Below are 14,837 nucleotides of genomic sequence, written 5' to 3' on the forward strand. Positions count from 1 at the left end.
ATGTCGAACATTGTGATTGTGGGTGGTGGTTTCGCTGCCCTACAAACTATCAAGATGGTACGTAAACTCGACCAAGATATCGTGATCACCATGATCACGGCAGATTCGGGGGTTGAGTATAGTAAGCCGAACCTTTCGCATGCGTTCAGTCAGGAGCAAACGCCCGAAACACTCACCGTACATAACGCTCAGCAGTTAGCTGAGCAGTACAACGTGGTTATTAAAACTAAAGCGCTTGTCAGCGAAATAGATATTGAGCAACAGTATATTCGTGTCGATGGCCAACCAATTCACTACACAAAGTTAGTGTTAGCAACGGGGGCCACACCATTTATTCCACCAGCAAAAGGGCTAAAACGCAGTTCGACTATTACGCTCAATAGCCTGGAGGAGTTTGAGAAGCACAAAGCGCAGATCGATGACGCACAGCGTGTCACTGTGATTGGTGGCGGCCTGATCGGAGTCGAGCTTGCCTTTGACCTCCAAACCGCAGGGAAAGATGTCACGATCATCGAGCCTGCTAGCTATCTATTAAGCAGCTTGGTGCCGCCTTTCGTTTCTCTAGAATTGGAGCAAGTGTTAAGAAAAGCAGGGGTGACCGTTGAAACGGACTCTGCCGTTTGTCGAGCGACTTACCTAAAAGAGGATATAAGGTTACAAACTACCTCTTCTCGATTGTTACGAACGGATGCAGTGATTGCAGCTGCAGGGCTGAAACCAAACACGACATTAGCGACACAGGCCGGAATCACCGTCAACAAGGGGATCGTTGTCGACCAAACCATGAAAACCAGTGCTAATAATGTGTATGCGATTGGTGACTGCGCAGAAATTGAGGGGCGTGTGATGGCTTATCTACAACCCGCGATTTTGTCTGCTAACGTGTTGGCAAAGCAGCTCATTGCGAATGATGAAATGCCCGTGGCAGCTGACATAAAACTCAAGTTGCCTCATATCATCACCAAGGTGAAGACCCCAAGCTACCCCATTCAGCTTGCAGGTCGCGATCTGCAAACCGCTCAAAGCTGGGAAACTCGCTTTGACCCTAAAGGCATTATCGCGAAAGGCTTCAATGAAGATAATCAGTTGGTTGGGTTCATTGTCACGGGAGAGCACATCAAAACCGCATTTCCTCTACTGAAGGAGTTGCAGACAAGTTCACCATCATAAGCACAAAGCTGTAAAAGCAGTCGACGCATTATATAGGTCGACTGTATTCAACACGAAAATGCACATCAAATTCGGGAAAATTTGATGCATCTACTAGAACAACTCTAGTAGATGCAAGCAATAAAAAAGCCAGTCAATAGACTGGCTTTCTTGTAAGCAAAATGTGGCGTTCACATTAACCGATAAACGATATGTACCCTTGCAGGATAATCAAGTTAACAATATCAATGAAGAACGCGCCAACAATTGGTACCACCATGAAGGCTTGTGGTGACGGACCGAAACGGTTCACCAAAGAGCCCATGTTCATTACCGCTGTTGGTGTTGCACCTAGTCCGAAACCACAGTGACCACCCGCCATAACCGCAGCATCGTAGTTCGACCCCATCACTTTGAACGTCACAAAGTAAGAGAAGATACCTAACACAACGGCCTGAACTGCAAGGATGACCAAGAACGGAATCGCAAGGTCAAAGATGTTCCACAGTTTCAGGCTCATTAACGCCATCGCTAGGAACAGTGACAATGACACAGTACCCAGAATATCGACTGTTTCGCTGTCAGTCTTATGCAGCTTAGTCACTTCAAACACGTTAGTGATGAATACGCCGATAAACAACGCGTAAACGAAGTCAGGAATCATCAACCAAGAAATTTCAAAAGTCGCCACCCACTCTTCTAAGTATCTCGCACCAGTAATACAGATAAGAAGAATGAACAAAACTTCAATCACCTTCTTCGCCGTCACTTTGTCTTCTTCATACTCGTTATAAGTAACCAGTTCAGGGAAGCGTTCGTGCGTTTGTGTACCAGTGCCATACTCAGATTCAAGTTGGTTTTTATCAATCAGCTTTTGCGCTACTGGGCTACCGATAATACCACCGATAATCAAACCAAAGGTCGCAGAAGCCATCGCGATTTCTAGCGTGTTTGCAATGCCAAATGTGTCTGCAAAAGTTTGAGACCAAGCCGCGCCTGTGCCATGGCCACCGGATAGCGTGATTGAGCCAGCAATCAAACCCATCAATGGTTCAAGCCCTAGTGCCGTTGCAAGTGTGACACCTACACCGTTTTGGATAATGATGTAAACCGAAGCAACGCCTAAAAATAGGAATACCTTGGCACCACCTTTTATCAGCTGCGTGTAGTTAGCCGCAAGGCCAACCGTTGCAAAGAACATCAACATAAATGTGTTCTGCAGGGGCAAGGAAAACTCAAGATCAAGGCCGTTAAAGTGTAGGGCTGTAATAGCAAAAGCGACAATCAAGCCGCCGACAATGGGCTCTGGGATATTGTACTTTTTGAGAACCGGAAGCTTTGCGTTTACAAAATGACCTAGAAACAAAACACTAATCGCGATTAGGAAGGATTCTAGTGGTCCAATTGAAATTAATTGATTCATATAACCTCTATTTTTTTACGTTCTCATCTTCCTTAATGAGTCTAGTTTTATCTGTAATTATTTGTGCTGCTCTACCTATATTTATTGCAAACTGGAGAGAAATTGTGGATTAGAAAACGAACACATTACTGCGGTCGCTTAGTGCCATGTTAGTAGCACGTTAACTTTTATAGGAGATAAAAGGATTTGTGACAACAATCACCTCCAAAAAGTTGAAAACGGCGTGAGTATCTTTGCCGCTGACTCTGCTTTCTTAATACCTAAAAAAGCAAAAAGGAGCTATTTCTAGCTCCTCTTTCATCACCATCGCTGGTAATTAGAATTTTTTCGGTGCGTAACCAGTCATAACCTCAATGCGAAGTTCTTTACCAATCTTCGTCATTGGGTGAACAATTACGAGCCCTTTAACAGACTTTTTAAGTTTACCCATATCCGCTTGCTCAGCCTTAGTAATTTCACGGCTAAATGGCATATCAACCAGAGACTTACGCTCTTGATTCACATCGTAGCTTTCTTTGTGTTTAAGCTGGGCAATTTTCTTAGTTAGCTTTTTGATTTCGTCTTCAAATTGACGAACAACAGGACGATCATTACGAGTTTTAGCAGCATCTAACTTGTGACGACACTTGTCTAGACGGTTGTTAATTTGTTGAAGTTCGTTTTTAACACTCATAATAATTTCCTAAGATTTAACAAGCCAATTCGGATTGGGGCGCGGAGTATAGCACAAGGGTTCACTTGAACCGAAATTTATCTGTGAATCACCAACAAAAACGAATCTCATGAATACCACTCATTCAACCCACCTATCCTTTATGGCGAATATCTAAACGGTTTTTCATTGATAGGATAGCGTCTTCTTCAAAAATTGCTGTCTTCGATACATCAAAATTCCGTCTAAACTTATACTCTAACGCCTTAAATAACTTGGTGTGCTCACCCTAACAGCAACTCTAACTTTCAGCATAATCACAAGGATAGCCGATGACATTATTGAAACGAACACTGACCTACAGCCTAGCCCTGAGTTCAATGTTTGCCGCAACTTATGCATCTAGTGAACAAATAGCCCAAAGCAACCTAGTCGTCGAGTTTTCTGCTCCGAAAAATGCCGAAGAAAAACAACTCAAACGCGAGATTCAAAGCAGTGGCGTTAATGACACCGTGATCGACCTTTCAAACCAGCTCTTCATGTTTGAAAAGCCATTAACCATTCAATACGGCGGGGAAGAAGGGCCGCTGTACGATCCACAAACCCATCAAGTGCTGATCCCTTACCGCTTTTACGCTGAGTCACTCAATTACTTTGAGCAGAACCAATATGAAAAAGAGTATGGCAAATCTGCGCAAACCGGCGCTATTGATACCTTGCTACACACCCTGCTACACGAAGCTGGGCATGCTTATATTGAAGACCAAAAGATTGCCATCTTGGGCAAAGAGGAAGATGCGGTAGACAACCTAGCAACCATCCTATTACTTAACTATGTGGAACATGGCGCCGATGCCGCGATCAGCGCAGCAGACATGTTCGCTTTCGAGTCAGAAGACCGCCCGGAGTATTACGACTTGGGGGAATACATCGACGAGCACAGTTTCGATCTGCAGCGTTACTTCTCCACGTTATGCTTGGTGTATGGCAGCGACCCCGATGCTTATAAAAACTTGCTCGATGAAGTGGAAAACGACTATTTGAAAGATAGGAAAGAGTTCTGTGTCGAGCACTTTGACGTGATCAATGAAAATTGGCATCAGTATTTAAAAGAGAGTGACGATACGTAGATGCTTAGATGCTTAGATGCTTAGAGGTTAGTGTCGAGAACGAGACAAAACGGCTTTGGCATCAAATTCCAAAGCCGTAACCTGATAGGTTGGCTTAAGTCTTACGTGTTAAGAGTTAAGAGTTTAAACCCTAGACCTTCACTTTATATTTCAGATCTTGAGCTTCATCGCCTGTCATGCCTCGAAATCCCCAGCAGTGCGATGGCTGTTCCTTAATGGTGATTTCGATATCAATTGGAGAGATAGCTAACTGCTTCTCTATCTCAGAAAATATCTTCTTGATTAAGCGCTTTTTGGTGTTTACCGCCCGACCTTCCATCATGTTGATCTCAATGACGGTATAGGCTTCTGTTCTTCCTTCCGGGTAAAAGAAGTCATCTCGTTCCAATGGCACAAATCGATGTGCTCGCTTGTCATCGGGTAAACCCATCTCACTGTTCAAGCACTGCTGCAACACATTAGAGAGCTGCAACTTAATTGGATTTAAGCACTCTTTGATACCATAAATAACAATCATGACCATTCCTTTGATGCAATGTTAGGTATAGAAGAACGTCAGATAGAAGCATCGTCTTGCGACCACCCATTCGCTTACTATTTGTACACATATTACCTAATGACGCGTATGAGAAAAGGTAAAAACAATGAATTTATGAACAGGTGCAACAAAATACCTATCCCTTTGCAAACATAAGCCGAAGCGAATTGATCGAACACCACCCTCCCCGCGTATATCTTCTCGAATCACATTTGAACTAAGGAGTGCTATGTGCCGAATTCACCGAGGAAGACCACGTGGGCAGACGCCGAACCAGAAACACCCATAGAGTCTTCTCTAGAGCTCGCTGTGTTTCCTCTCCCTATCTTCCTTCTCCCAGGAGGTAGACAAAGACTGCGCATTTTTGAGCCAAAGTATCTCGCGATGGTTGCTCACGCAGCGCAGAGCGATGGTTTCATTATCTCCACTCAAGACAACTCGAACCCTGATCATCTCAGTTCTTGGGGAACAAAGGTGAACATCGTCGACTTCAATATGTCGGATGACCAGATATTGGAAATTGATGTCGAAGGCGAAAAGTTGGTGCAACTTCATGACTCGTTTCGAGACAATGATGACTTAATTAAAAGCAAGTTCAGCTCGTTGCCCCACTGGCCAGCCCATGAATATCAAGTGCCAAACGTGTTTACCGCATTTTTGGTTCAGTTGTTTCGCGACCACGATTCGATAAGAACACTCTATCCCACTCCAGATTTCGAGAGTCCTCAATGGATCTGTGCACGATTGCTCGAAATGATGCCTATCCCATTGGAAAAGAAAACAGAATTTACTGAGCCTGCTAGTTTTCCGTCTCTAGTTCCTTTTTTGAATCAAATCATCACGGGGCAATAAGCATTTTTCTTCACTATAATTTTGTATAGTGGAAATTAATTTAAATTTAAGTGATCCCGACCTTCAACTTACACGTAGTGCCTCTCAAATTCGCATGATGGTTATTTACTATGCAAGTCGAAAGTAGAAGTTCAGGGAAAGGCAAGGAGCATGTCATTATCCCAGACAAAAAAACAACGACCGAATCCAAGGTTCCAGCAGAGCTTTCAAGCTGGTTGATCTTGGTTGGTACAGACAGAGACAAGCAGGCATTTACCTGTTTGTTCAAGTTCTTTGCTCCCAAGATAAAGCGTTTCGGAATTAGCAAGTTAGGTGGTGAAGCTGCTGCAAACGAGCTAGTTCAAGACACCATGACCAACGTTTGGAAGAAAGCTCATCTGTATAAAGAAGACAAAGGCGCTGCGACGACTTGGGTCTACACGGTCATGCGAAACGCTGCTTTTGATATGTTGCGCAAAGTAAAAGCAAAGGCTGAACAAACAATCGCAGACGACATCTGGCCTATCGACGCGATGGTTGCGGAATCTCAGAGTGATCAATTACCGTTTGGCGATCATTTGATGAGCCGACACGTAATGACCCAAATAGAGAAGCTGCCTCTGGCCCAGAAAACTATTGTCAAAGGTGTTTACTTTCAAGAGCTCTCTCAAGAGCAACTCGCTCAGCAACTTGGCGTCCCACTTGGAACCGTGAAATCACGTCTAAGACTTGCTTTAGCCAAACTTAAGGTTCATATGGGGGAACAAAGTCATGATTAAACATCACCCAAATGCTGAAATTTTGAAAGATTTTGTCGATGGCACGCTCGCAGACTCTGTTTCTTTGATTGTTTCTAGTCACGTAGAACTGTGTGAACACTGCCAACAGCAAGTTAAGCAGCTTACCGCTGAGGCGGCGAATAACGTATTCGACGCGGATTCAGTATTTTCAAGCGATGACCTAAATAGCTTCTCAATGGACGATATGGGCTTTGATTTCGACGCGATTGATCAAATCACTGCTGATTTATCTCAAGCAGTGGAAGTTGAGTCAAAGGTAGAACAAGTTACCGTTGCAGACACCACATTCACTATCCCTCGCGCTCTAAGTTCAGTGGCGAGAAAAGACTGGATGAACCTAGGCAAAATTTCACGCGCAAGACTCGATTTTGATGACGAAGCCCACCACACCAGCTTGTTGCACATCGACAAAGATGGGCAAGTGCCTTGTCACACCCACAAAGGCTTCGAGATAACGCTTCTTCTAGAAGGCAGCTTCGAAGACGAAATGGGCGTATACAACAAAGGCGACTTCATCTGGTTGGATGGCAACCACACTCATCAACCAGCAACCAAAGAAGGTTGTGTATGTTTAACCGTTTCAAGTGATGCCTTGTATTTCACTAAAGGTGTGAGCCAACTGTTCAACCCATTAGGTAAATACATTTACTAGATTGGGGCATTGACTGAGTTCGTCACAAGGTTCGCATAGTTGGCTAGATAGAAAAGCAATATCCGAATTAAAGTCATTTGAAATAAGCAACAGAATACACAATATAAGAATAACGATGAGCAATGATCGTAAGGAATTGACCAATGGATAAAAAAATAAAAATAGGCATTAGTGCATGTGTCGCCGGTCATAAAGTTCGGTTCGATACTGGCCACAAACGTTCTCGCTTCTGCACAGACGACCTAGCAGATTACGTTGAGTTGGAACCAGTTTGTCCAGAAATGGGCGTTGGCCTTCCAACTCCTCGCCCAACCATTCGTCAAACAAGAATGTTGGATGACATCATTCATGTTTCTCGCCCAGATGGTTCAGGTGATGTGACCAACGAACTGATCGAGTTCGGTCAAAACTATTCAAAGAACAACCAACACATTGCTGGCTTTATTGTGTGTCAAAAAAGCCCAACCTGCGGTATGGAGCGCGTCAAAGTCTACCACCACCATGGGCGCGGTTCTGAATCAACAGGTATTGGCATGTTCACTAAGCAAATAATGGAAGGCAATCCACTGCTTCCGGTTGAAGAAAACGGTCGCCTCAACGATCCCATTTTGCGTGAAAACTTTATGACTCGAGTATTCACTTACCAAAAATGGCTCGACCTTGTTGATGAAGGTATTACTAAACACAAGCTGATTCAATTCCACAGTGCCCACAAATACTTAGTGATGTGTCACCATGTAGAGGGGTACAAAAATTTAGGAAAGCTTCTAGGGGGTAACGACCTAGAAATCGATGATTTGGCAGCTCAATACATCGAAGGCTTGATGAAGGCGTTATCACATCACGCTAATCGAGGCAGTCACGCCAATACTCTGCACCACTTGCAAGGTTACTTTAAGAAGCAACTGAGTAGCAGCCACAAACAAGAACTCACCAACCAGATCGCTTCATTTAGAGAGGGCGTGATTCCACTACTCGTACCGCTGACACTGATCAATCACTATCTAATGGAGTACCCAAACGAGTACTTAGAATCGCAGGTCTACCTAAACCCTCACCCTCAAGAACTTAAACTGAGATACGGATATTGAGCGACATTCTATGGATACGACGAGACCTGAGGATTCACGATAACCCGGCACTCGTCGCAGCAATTAAAAACGGCGTCTCTGTCGCCGTTTTTATTTCAACACCACAGCAATGGCAGCAACACCACCTTGCACCAATCAAAGCTGATTTCATCTATCGTCACCTAAAACAGCTTGAATCCCAGCTCGCCGAGTTTGGGATCATATTGCTGCACCTAAAAGCGACCGATTTTGACGACCAATCCAGACAGCTCGTTGACTTGTGCAGGCAACTTGATGCTCAGTGTGTGTTCACAAATTCAGAGCCTGAAGTCGATGAACAAGCGCGCGATCAAAAGCTGATTTCAAGTGGCCTAAACCTGAAGATAAGTGACTGTGACGTTATGCTGCCACTCGGTAGCGTTCTCAACAAACAAGGCGAGATGTTCAAGGTTTTCACGCCCTTTAAGAACGCGTGGCTAAAAGAAGTTCAGGCGAAAGGCATCACCTGTAGTCCTGCTCTTGTCGCACCCGCTAAGCTTCAACAAACTCAACGTTCACAAGAAGAGCTTTCTAACGACTTAAGAGCTTTAAGAATCTCCGCTGAGTATGATTTCGACTTTCCTCGTGTTGATTCGAGCCGTTGGCCGTTAAGCCAAGACGTACTTGGCAATGTGATACCTAACTTCCTGGCCAACAAGGTCAACGACTACGCTCACCTGAGAGACATCCCTTCAGTAAAGGGGACCTCAGGTTTATCGCCTTATTTAGCGATTGGCGCAGTGAGCCCACGTTGGTTAGCGATTCAATTGATTCAGCACCAGCCCGAACTATTATTTGATACGCAACTACCGGCCTTTTCTTGGCTCAATGAATTGATTTGGCGAGATTTTTATAAGCATTTGATGTTTCATCATCCTAAACTGGTTAAAGGTGCGAACTTTCAGCAAAAATACAACGGCTTAGACTGGTATCACGATCATCCTAGCTTCAAAGCTTGGTGCGAAGGAAGAACAGGATATCCATTGGTTGATGCAGCAATGCGTCAACTGGTTGAAACGGGCTGGATGCACAACAGGCTAAGAATGGTCGTGGCCAGCTTCCTGACCAAGCACCTGCTTATTGACTGGCGTTGGGGCGAACGTTTCTTTATGTCGCACCTGATCGACGGTGACTTTAGTGCCAACAATGGTGGCTGGCAATGGGCTTCAAGTACTGGCTGTGATGCTCAACCTTACTTCCGAATTTTCAATCCAATCACTCAGAGTGAAAAATTTGATCCAAAAGGAATTTTCATTCGTAAGTACATACCAGAGCTGCAAAACATCCCAGATAAGCATGTGCATTTCCCACATGATTTTATCGCTAAACATGGAATAGACAGCGAATACTGGCGCCCCATCGTTGAGCATAAAGAAGCACGATTGAGAGCCTTAGCCTTCTTCAAATAATTAGAGTGAATATTATGGATAACTCTCTATGGCTTAATAACTTTCTCAACATGTATCGAGAACTCGGAACCGACAATTTCGACGTGCTAAAGACGGTTTATCACCCTGATATTGAATTCCAAGATCCGTTGCATCATGTCAACGGCATTTCGGCACTTACCCACTACTTCGAGAATCTCTACACGCAGGTTACGAGCTGTTACTTCCACATCGAACACACGTTCGAAGCGAACAACGAAGCATCAGTTTATTGGACAATGCAATTTGCTCACAAACAGTTGAACGGGCAGAAGCCTATCGAAGTTCAAGGTCACAGCCACCTAAAAATGCTTGATGATCAAGTGATTTACCACAGAGATTATCTCGATGTTGGCTCTATGTTGTATGAACATATTCCGGTATTGGGCTGCGCCATCAAGTCCATCAAGAAAAGAGCGAGCCGATAATGCACATTATGATTACAGGCGCGACCTCAGGTATCGGCCAAGCCCTTGCTAAAGACTACGCTCAACAAGGACATCAGGTGATTGCTTGTGGCCGTAACCCAGACAAGCTGCAATCGTTAGTTGATTCTCACGAGACAGACATAGCGGATTCGTCCATCACACCTCTGTGCTTTAACTTGACCGATTATCACAACTTCCCGGAGCTTGACCAAGACAAACCACTTGACCTTCTGATTCTCAATGCGGGCGACTGTGAATACATCGATGACCCAGTCAACTTTGATGCGGAGCTTTTTGAGCGAGTCATCAACATTAACTTAATCTCTATTGGTTACGCTCTAAAGTCTTGGTTGAAAAACATTAAACCCGGCGGTCGCTTGGTTTTAGTAAGCTCCAGCGCCAGCTTTTTGCCTTTGCCTAGAGCCGAAGCTTATGGTGCTTCAAAGGCAGCACTCACTTACTTAGGAAGAACGCTTTCGGTTGATCTCGCAAAGCACGATATCCATGTCTCCATTGTGCATCCAGGCTTCGTTGAGACCCCTTTAACCGAGCGAAACACGTTCGCTATGCCTATGATTATTAGCAGTGAGGCCGCAATTCAGCGAATCGTAAACGGTATTGCTCAAGGAAAGAGTGAGATCGATTTCCCAAGACGATTCATCATGTTGATGAAGCTATTAAGAATGCTTCCAACTCCGGTTTGGCAAAAACTCGCTTCAAGGATGGTCGAACAATGAAGAAGATAGCCATTATTGGTTCAGGCATCTCTGGACTCACTTGCGCGCACATATTAGATAAGCACCACGACGTAACGGTATTCGAAAAAAATGATTACGTTGGGGGGCACACCGCCACCGTCGATATTGAACATCAAGGCTCGGCTTTTTCGATAGATACTGGCTTCATCGTATTCAACGATCGAACCTATCCAAATTTCAACCAGCTCCTCGAACAGTTGGGCGTTGAACGACAACCGACCGAGATGAGCTTCAGTGTTCACAACACAACCACTCAGTTTGAATACAATGGTCACTGCATTAACTCGCTATTCGCGCAGAGGAGTAACATCTTCAAGCCGCAGTTCTGGTCATTAATCTCTGACATTCTGAAATTCAACAAGTTGTGCAAGGCTCAATTCGAAAGTAACCGCTTCACACCTGACGTTACCCTTGGCAGTTTCCTACGTGACAACCGATTTTCTGACTTCTTTAGTCAACACTACATTCTGCCAATGGGTGCGGCTATTTGGTCAACAAGCCTTGAAGAGATGGAAGAGTTCGAACTCAAGTTCTTCATACAGTTCTTCTACAACCACGGCCTGCTAGACATTGCCAACCGCCCGCAGTGGTATGTAATTCCTAAAGGTTCTCGCTCTTATGTTGAGGTCATCCTTTCACGTTTGAACAAGCCGGCCGCGTTGAACACATCAATCAAACAGGTCACCCGCAAAGAAACGGGCATTACAATTGAATTTGAAGATGGCGGCGCGCAAAACTTCGACGAAGTAATCTTTGCCTGTCACTCAGACCAAGCATTACGTCTGCTTGGTGACGCGACAGAACAGGAGCAACAGGTACTGGGCGAAATTCCATATAGCCGCAATGAAGTGGTTCTTCATACCGATACTCGATTGCTCCCAGATAGAAAGCTGGCTTGGGCGAGCTGGAACTACATGTTGGATGGAGACGGTAAACGTCCTGCCTGTGTCACTTACAACATGAACATTCTGCAAGGCATCGAAAGCCAAGACACCTTCTGCGTCACCTTGAATCAGAGCGACGCCATCGATCCGGAAAAAATCATTCGAAGCTTTGTGTATCACCACCCAGTATTGAACTCCAACACGGTCAACGCACAACAACAGCGCGACCGAATCTGTGGCAAGAATAATACACATTTTGCAGGCGCGTATTGGTACAACGGGTTCCATGAAGACGGCGTCCACAGTGCACTCGATGTGACTAAACGCTTCGGTTTAGATTTGAGTACGAGTTCAGAACTATGAACAGCCAAACTCTGACATCCGAAATGGGGATCGCATCCGAAAAGAGTGAAGAACTCAGCGGTATCTATTGGGGTAACGTCAGACATCGCCGCTTTGGCGACATCACCCATGAGTTTAGCTATCAGCTTTACATGATGGGGCTGGACCTTGATGAACTGCCCCAAACCACAGCGCGTAGTGCGCTATTCGGAACTCGATGGTACAACCCGATTCGCTTTGTAGAGTCGGATTATCTTGCTGAAAAAAAAGAAGACACCAGTATTGATGAACCAAAGTCACTTAAGCAACGTATAGCTTCCAAAGTGCAACAACTTGGTGGGGTTTGGTCTGATTCAAACCGTGTGACGATGCTGGCACAGTGCCGTTGTTTAGGTATTTATTTCAGCCCGATAAACTGTTTCTTCTGTTATGACGAAACAGGCGATTGCAAATACATGTTGGCTGAAGTGAGTAATACGCCTTGGCGAGAAAGACACTACTACCTCATCGACATGCACCAAGAGCTGAAGGTAAAGAAAGAGTTTCACGTTTCGCCGTTCATGGACTTAAACATGACCTATTTTTGGAAGATTAAGCCACCAGCGAAACGAACACTCGTTCACATCGAGAGCCGCAGAAGCGACAAAATTTTCGATGCGACACTGGCACTGACCAAGCAGTCTGTGACCAAGAAAAACATTAGACGAACGGTATGCAAGATTCCGGCGATGACGATAAAAGTCGTGATGGGAATTTATTATCAGGCTCTCAAATTATTCCTGAAAAAAGTACCGTTTGTGGCGCACCCAGACTCAACACCTTAAGCGCCGAAACCAATACTCAATTATGTTGTGAGTGTGCTCAAACCAACGAATGCCACCCAACTTAGTTGGCAAAAAAGTTAGAATGAATTCTCAGCGAGGTTGACATGGAACAGCTTGCCAAACAAAACAACAACATTGAACAACAAGCTAGAGCCGTTGCTGTTTCAAGCAACTGTAAATATCGAGCTTTAATCTTTAAGGTCCTAGAGCGCCTGCAATTTGCGACGTTGGAAATTATCGAGCGAGACCAACATTCAGTATTTGGTGATCGAGAAGCTGACTTGAAAGGTCGAATCGCGATTCATGATGCGACCTTTTTTAGAGATGTTGTTATCAACGGCAGTATTGGGGCATCCGAAGCTTACATTGATGGTAAATGGACCAGTCCAGACCTGACTCGTGTTATCCAAATCATGGCGCGCAACCAAGCGCAACTAGACGAATTGGACGATAAAACACAGTGGCTCTCTCGAATCAAAAATCTGCTTTTGCGACGTAAGAATGCTAATACCGAGCAAGGGTCTAAACGCAACATTCTCGCTCATTACGATATCGGTAATGAATTGTATGAGCGATTCCTGGACAGCTCAATGCAGTACTCATCGGCTATCTACAGCGAGGACGCGTTAACCCTTTCTAAAGCTCAACAAAACAAAATGAAAACCATCTGTGAGCGCTTAGAGCTGTCTGAAACAGACAAAGTCGTTGAGATTGGTACTGGCTGGGGTGGCTTGGCGATATACATGGCCCAACATTACGGCTGCCACGTCACCACCACTACGATTTCAGACGCACAGCACGAGCTTGCTGAACAACGAGTGAAAGCGCTTGGCTTAACCGACAAGGTTACCTTGCTCAAAGAGGACTATCGCAACCTCACTGGTGAATACGATAAGTTGGTTTCCATCGAGATGATAGAAGCGGTGGGACATGAGTACCTGCAAACCTTCTTTGCGAAATGTTCTTCATTGTTGAAGCCTTCCGGCAAGATGCTGATTCAAGCGATCACCATTGCTGACAGCCGTTATGAGAAGTACCGCAAAGGTATCGACTTTATCCAGAAGTACATCTTCCCGGGGGGCTGTTTACCTTCAGTGTCAGTGATGACCCAACATCTTGCGACCAGCACAGACCTTGTGGTTCAAGAAATTGATGATATTGGCCTGCACTATGCTCGCACACTCAACGACTGGAACGTTGCCTTTGAAAACAACTGGGAAGATTTGGAATCACTGGGTTATTCAGAAGAGTTCAAACGCCTTTGGACCTTCTATTTCTGCTACTGTGAAGGTGCATTCAAAGAGCGAGTGATCAGTACTCACCATTTAGTCGCAAGAAAACCTCGTTACTTTGGAGCGAAAGATGAAACGGTTTTGGATTATTAATCTCGTTCTGTTTCAAGCGACCTGGGTTTGCAGTGCATTCTTTACCGCTCAAGCCCCGTTCATCGCGCCACTGATTGTGGCCATGCATTTCTTTCTCTCTCCAACTCGCAATAGCGACCTGAAAATACTCTGTTTACTTCCATTGGGGCTATTACTTGATAGCCTCATGCTTCACTTCGGCGTGTTTGCCGTCGATTCTGAAGTTGCCAATCAATCATGGTTTCCCGTTTGGCTCATCTGCCTATGGATCATGTTTTTGATTAGCTTCAACCACAGCCTTAATTGGCTTTTAAAATGCTCGAAAGTGATCTTGTTTGCCATAGGGTTCGTAGCAGGTACTAGTAGTTATTGGGGAGGCATCAAAGCAGGCGCCCTCCTTACTACTTGGCCAGATGCATCGGTAATTGCTGCCCTTGCAATGAGTTGGGGGATATTGTTGCCCTTACTGGTGGCCGCCTATTCCAACTTAGTACAACCTGAAATGGCAAGGACAACGAGGTGACTT

General features: G+C 44.9%; 16 protein-coding genes. 13 read left to right on the top strand and 3 right to left on the bottom strand.

Translation table 11 applies throughout. From position 1 onward, the window contains the following. Entirely contained in the window at nt 1-1,170 is a 1,170-nt protein-coding gene (gene norW / locus OCV56_RS21660) for an NADH:flavorubredoxin reductase NorW (RefSeq protein WP_086714589.1), read from the top strand. A 175-nt stretch (nt 1,171-1,345) separates the two neighbouring features. Here norW and gltS read toward each other — a convergent pair whose 3' ends face one another. Beyond that, nucleotides 1,346-2,572: a sodium/glutamate symporter gene (gene gltS, locus OCV56_RS21665; RefSeq protein ID WP_086714590.1), complete on the bottom strand. Its 1,227-nt coding sequence runs from the start codon at nt 2,570-2,572 to the stop codon at nt 1,346-1,348. 316 nt (nt 2,573-2,888) lie between these two features. Further along, entirely contained in the window at nt 2,889-3,245 is a 357-nt protein-coding gene (locus OCV56_RS21670) for a YibL family ribosome-associated protein (RefSeq protein ID WP_086714591.1), read from the bottom strand. A gap of 311 nt (nt 3,246-3,556) precedes the next feature. Here OCV56_RS21670 and OCV56_RS21675 point away from each other — a divergent pair, with 311 nt between their 5' ends. Continuing rightward, entirely contained in the window at nt 3,557-4,354 is a 798-nt protein-coding gene (locus OCV56_RS21675) for a DUF4344 domain-containing metallopeptidase (RefSeq protein WP_086714592.1), read from the top strand. A 130-nt stretch (nt 4,355-4,484) separates the two neighbouring features. On the opposite strand, the gene OCV56_RS21680 is transcribed toward OCV56_RS21675, so the two are convergent. Then, complete coding sequence (locus OCV56_RS21680) at nt 4,485-4,871, bottom strand: tautomerase family protein (RefSeq protein ID WP_017070218.1); 387 nt, start codon at nt 4,869-4,871, stop codon at nt 4,485-4,487. A 252-nt stretch (nt 4,872-5,123) separates the two neighbouring features. On the opposite strand from OCV56_RS21680, the gene OCV56_RS21685 reads away from it, so the two are divergent. From OCV56_RS21685 to OCV56_RS21735, 11 genes are all read left to right on the top strand, one after another. Beyond that, complete coding sequence (locus OCV56_RS21685; RefSeq protein ID WP_086714593.1) at nt 5,124-5,744, top strand: LON peptidase substrate-binding domain-containing protein; 621 nt, start codon at nt 5,124-5,126, stop codon at nt 5,742-5,744. Between the two features lie 110 nt (nt 5,745-5,854). Further along, on the top strand, nt 5,855-6,502 hold the full coding sequence (locus tag OCV56_RS21690) for a sigma-70 family RNA polymerase sigma factor (RefSeq protein ID WP_086714594.1): 648 nt from the start codon (nt 5,855-5,857) through the stop codon (nt 6,500-6,502). Continuing rightward, nucleotides 6,495-7,175, top strand: coding sequence for a ChrR family anti-sigma-E factor (locus OCV56_RS21695; protein WP_086714595.1), 681 nt, complete (start codon nt 6,495-6,497; stop codon nt 7,173-7,175). The genes OCV56_RS21690 and OCV56_RS21695 overlap by 8 nt, the downstream gene beginning before the upstream one ends. Before the next feature lie 143 nt (nt 7,176-7,318). Beyond that, nucleotides 7,319-8,266, top strand: a complete 948-nt coding sequence (locus OCV56_RS21700) for a YbgA family protein (RefSeq protein WP_086714596.1) — start codon at nt 7,319-7,321, stop codon at nt 8,264-8,266. After that, entirely contained in the window at nt 8,263-9,693 is a 1,431-nt protein-coding gene (gene phrB / locus OCV56_RS21705; protein WP_086714597.1) for a deoxyribodipyrimidine photo-lyase, read from the top strand. The genes OCV56_RS21700 and phrB overlap by 4 nt, the downstream gene beginning before the upstream one ends. A gap of 14 nt (nt 9,694-9,707) precedes the next feature. After that, complete coding sequence (locus OCV56_RS21710) at nt 9,708-10,139, top strand: nuclear transport factor 2 family protein (RefSeq protein WP_086714598.1); 432 nt, start codon at nt 9,708-9,710, stop codon at nt 10,137-10,139. Continuing rightward, entirely contained in the window at nt 10,139-10,876 is a 738-nt protein-coding gene (locus tag OCV56_RS21715; RefSeq protein ID WP_086714599.1) for an SDR family NAD(P)-dependent oxidoreductase, read from the top strand. The genes OCV56_RS21710 and OCV56_RS21715 overlap by 1 nt, the downstream gene beginning before the upstream one ends. Then, the gene (locus OCV56_RS21720) at nt 10,873-12,144 is read left to right on the top strand and encodes an NAD(P)/FAD-dependent oxidoreductase (RefSeq protein ID WP_086714600.1); all 1,272 of its coding nucleotides are present in this window, start codon (nt 10,873-10,875) and stop codon (nt 12,142-12,144) included. The genes OCV56_RS21715 and OCV56_RS21720 overlap by 4 nt, the downstream gene beginning before the upstream one ends. Further along, a complete protein-coding gene (locus OCV56_RS21725) occupies nt 12,141-12,947 on the top strand; it encodes a DUF1365 domain-containing protein (RefSeq protein ID WP_086714601.1) in 807 nt (268 codons plus the stop codon). Before OCV56_RS21720 ends, OCV56_RS21725 begins: the two co-directional genes overlap by 4 nt. 104 nt (nt 12,948-13,051) lie before the next feature. Then, entirely contained in the window at nt 13,052-14,332 is a 1,281-nt protein-coding gene (locus tag OCV56_RS21730) for an SAM-dependent methyltransferase (protein ID WP_086714602.1), read from the top strand. Continuing rightward, nucleotides 14,310-14,834, top strand: coding sequence for a DUF2878 domain-containing protein (locus tag OCV56_RS21735; protein WP_086714603.1), 525 nt, complete (start codon nt 14,310-14,312; stop codon nt 14,832-14,834). The genes OCV56_RS21730 and OCV56_RS21735 overlap by 23 nt, the downstream gene beginning before the upstream one ends. Nucleotides 14,835-14,837: the final 3 nt, after the last annotated feature.

The organism is Vibrio gigantis (assembly GCF_024347515.1).
GTDB classification, from domain to species: domain Bacteria; phylum Pseudomonadota; class Gammaproteobacteria; order Enterobacterales; family Vibrionaceae; genus Vibrio; species Vibrio gigantis.

Coding starts and splice junctions, on each gene's coding strand:
- OCV56_RS21735 (WP_086714603.1), top strand. CDS start 14,310: ATGAAACGGTTTTGGATTATTAATCTCGTTCTGTTTCAAGCGACCTGG.
- OCV56_RS21680 (WP_017070218.1), bottom strand. CDS start 4,871: ATGATTGTTATTTATGGTATCAAAGAGTGCTTAAATCCAATTAAGTTG.
- OCV56_RS21710 (WP_086714598.1), top strand. CDS start 9,708: ATGGATAACTCTCTATGGCTTAATAACTTTCTCAACATGTATCGAGAA.
- OCV56_RS21695 (WP_086714595.1), top strand. CDS start 6,495: ATGATTAAACATCACCCAAATGCTGAAATTTTGAAAGATTTTGTCGAT.
- OCV56_RS21670 (WP_086714591.1), bottom strand. CDS start 3,245: ATGAGTGTTAAAAACGAACTTCAACAAATTAACAACCGTCTAGACAAG.
- OCV56_RS21700 (WP_086714596.1), top strand. CDS start 7,319: ATGGATAAAAAAATAAAAATAGGCATTAGTGCATGTGTCGCCGGTCAT.
- OCV56_RS21720 (WP_086714600.1), top strand. CDS start 10,873: ATGAAGAAGATAGCCATTATTGGTTCAGGCATCTCTGGACTCACTTGC.
- OCV56_RS21730 (WP_086714602.1), top strand. CDS start 13,052: ATGGAACAGCTTGCCAAACAAAACAACAACATTGAACAACAAGCTAGA.
- OCV56_RS21690 (WP_086714594.1), top strand. CDS start 5,855: ATGCAAGTCGAAAGTAGAAGTTCAGGGAAAGGCAAGGAGCATGTCATT.
- OCV56_RS21675 (WP_086714592.1), top strand. CDS start 3,557: ATGACATTATTGAAACGAACACTGACCTACAGCCTAGCCCTGAGTTCA.
- gltS (WP_086714590.1), bottom strand. CDS start 2,572: ATGAATCAATTAATTTCAATTGGACCACTAGAATCCTTCCTAATCGCG.
- OCV56_RS21715 (WP_086714599.1), top strand. CDS start 10,139: ATGCACATTATGATTACAGGCGCGACCTCAGGTATCGGCCAAGCCCTT.
- OCV56_RS21725 (WP_086714601.1), top strand. CDS start 12,141: ATGAACAGCCAAACTCTGACATCCGAAATGGGGATCGCATCCGAAAAG.
- norW (WP_086714589.1), top strand. CDS start 1: ATGTCGAACATTGTGATTGTGGGTGGTGGTTTCGCTGCCCTACAAACT.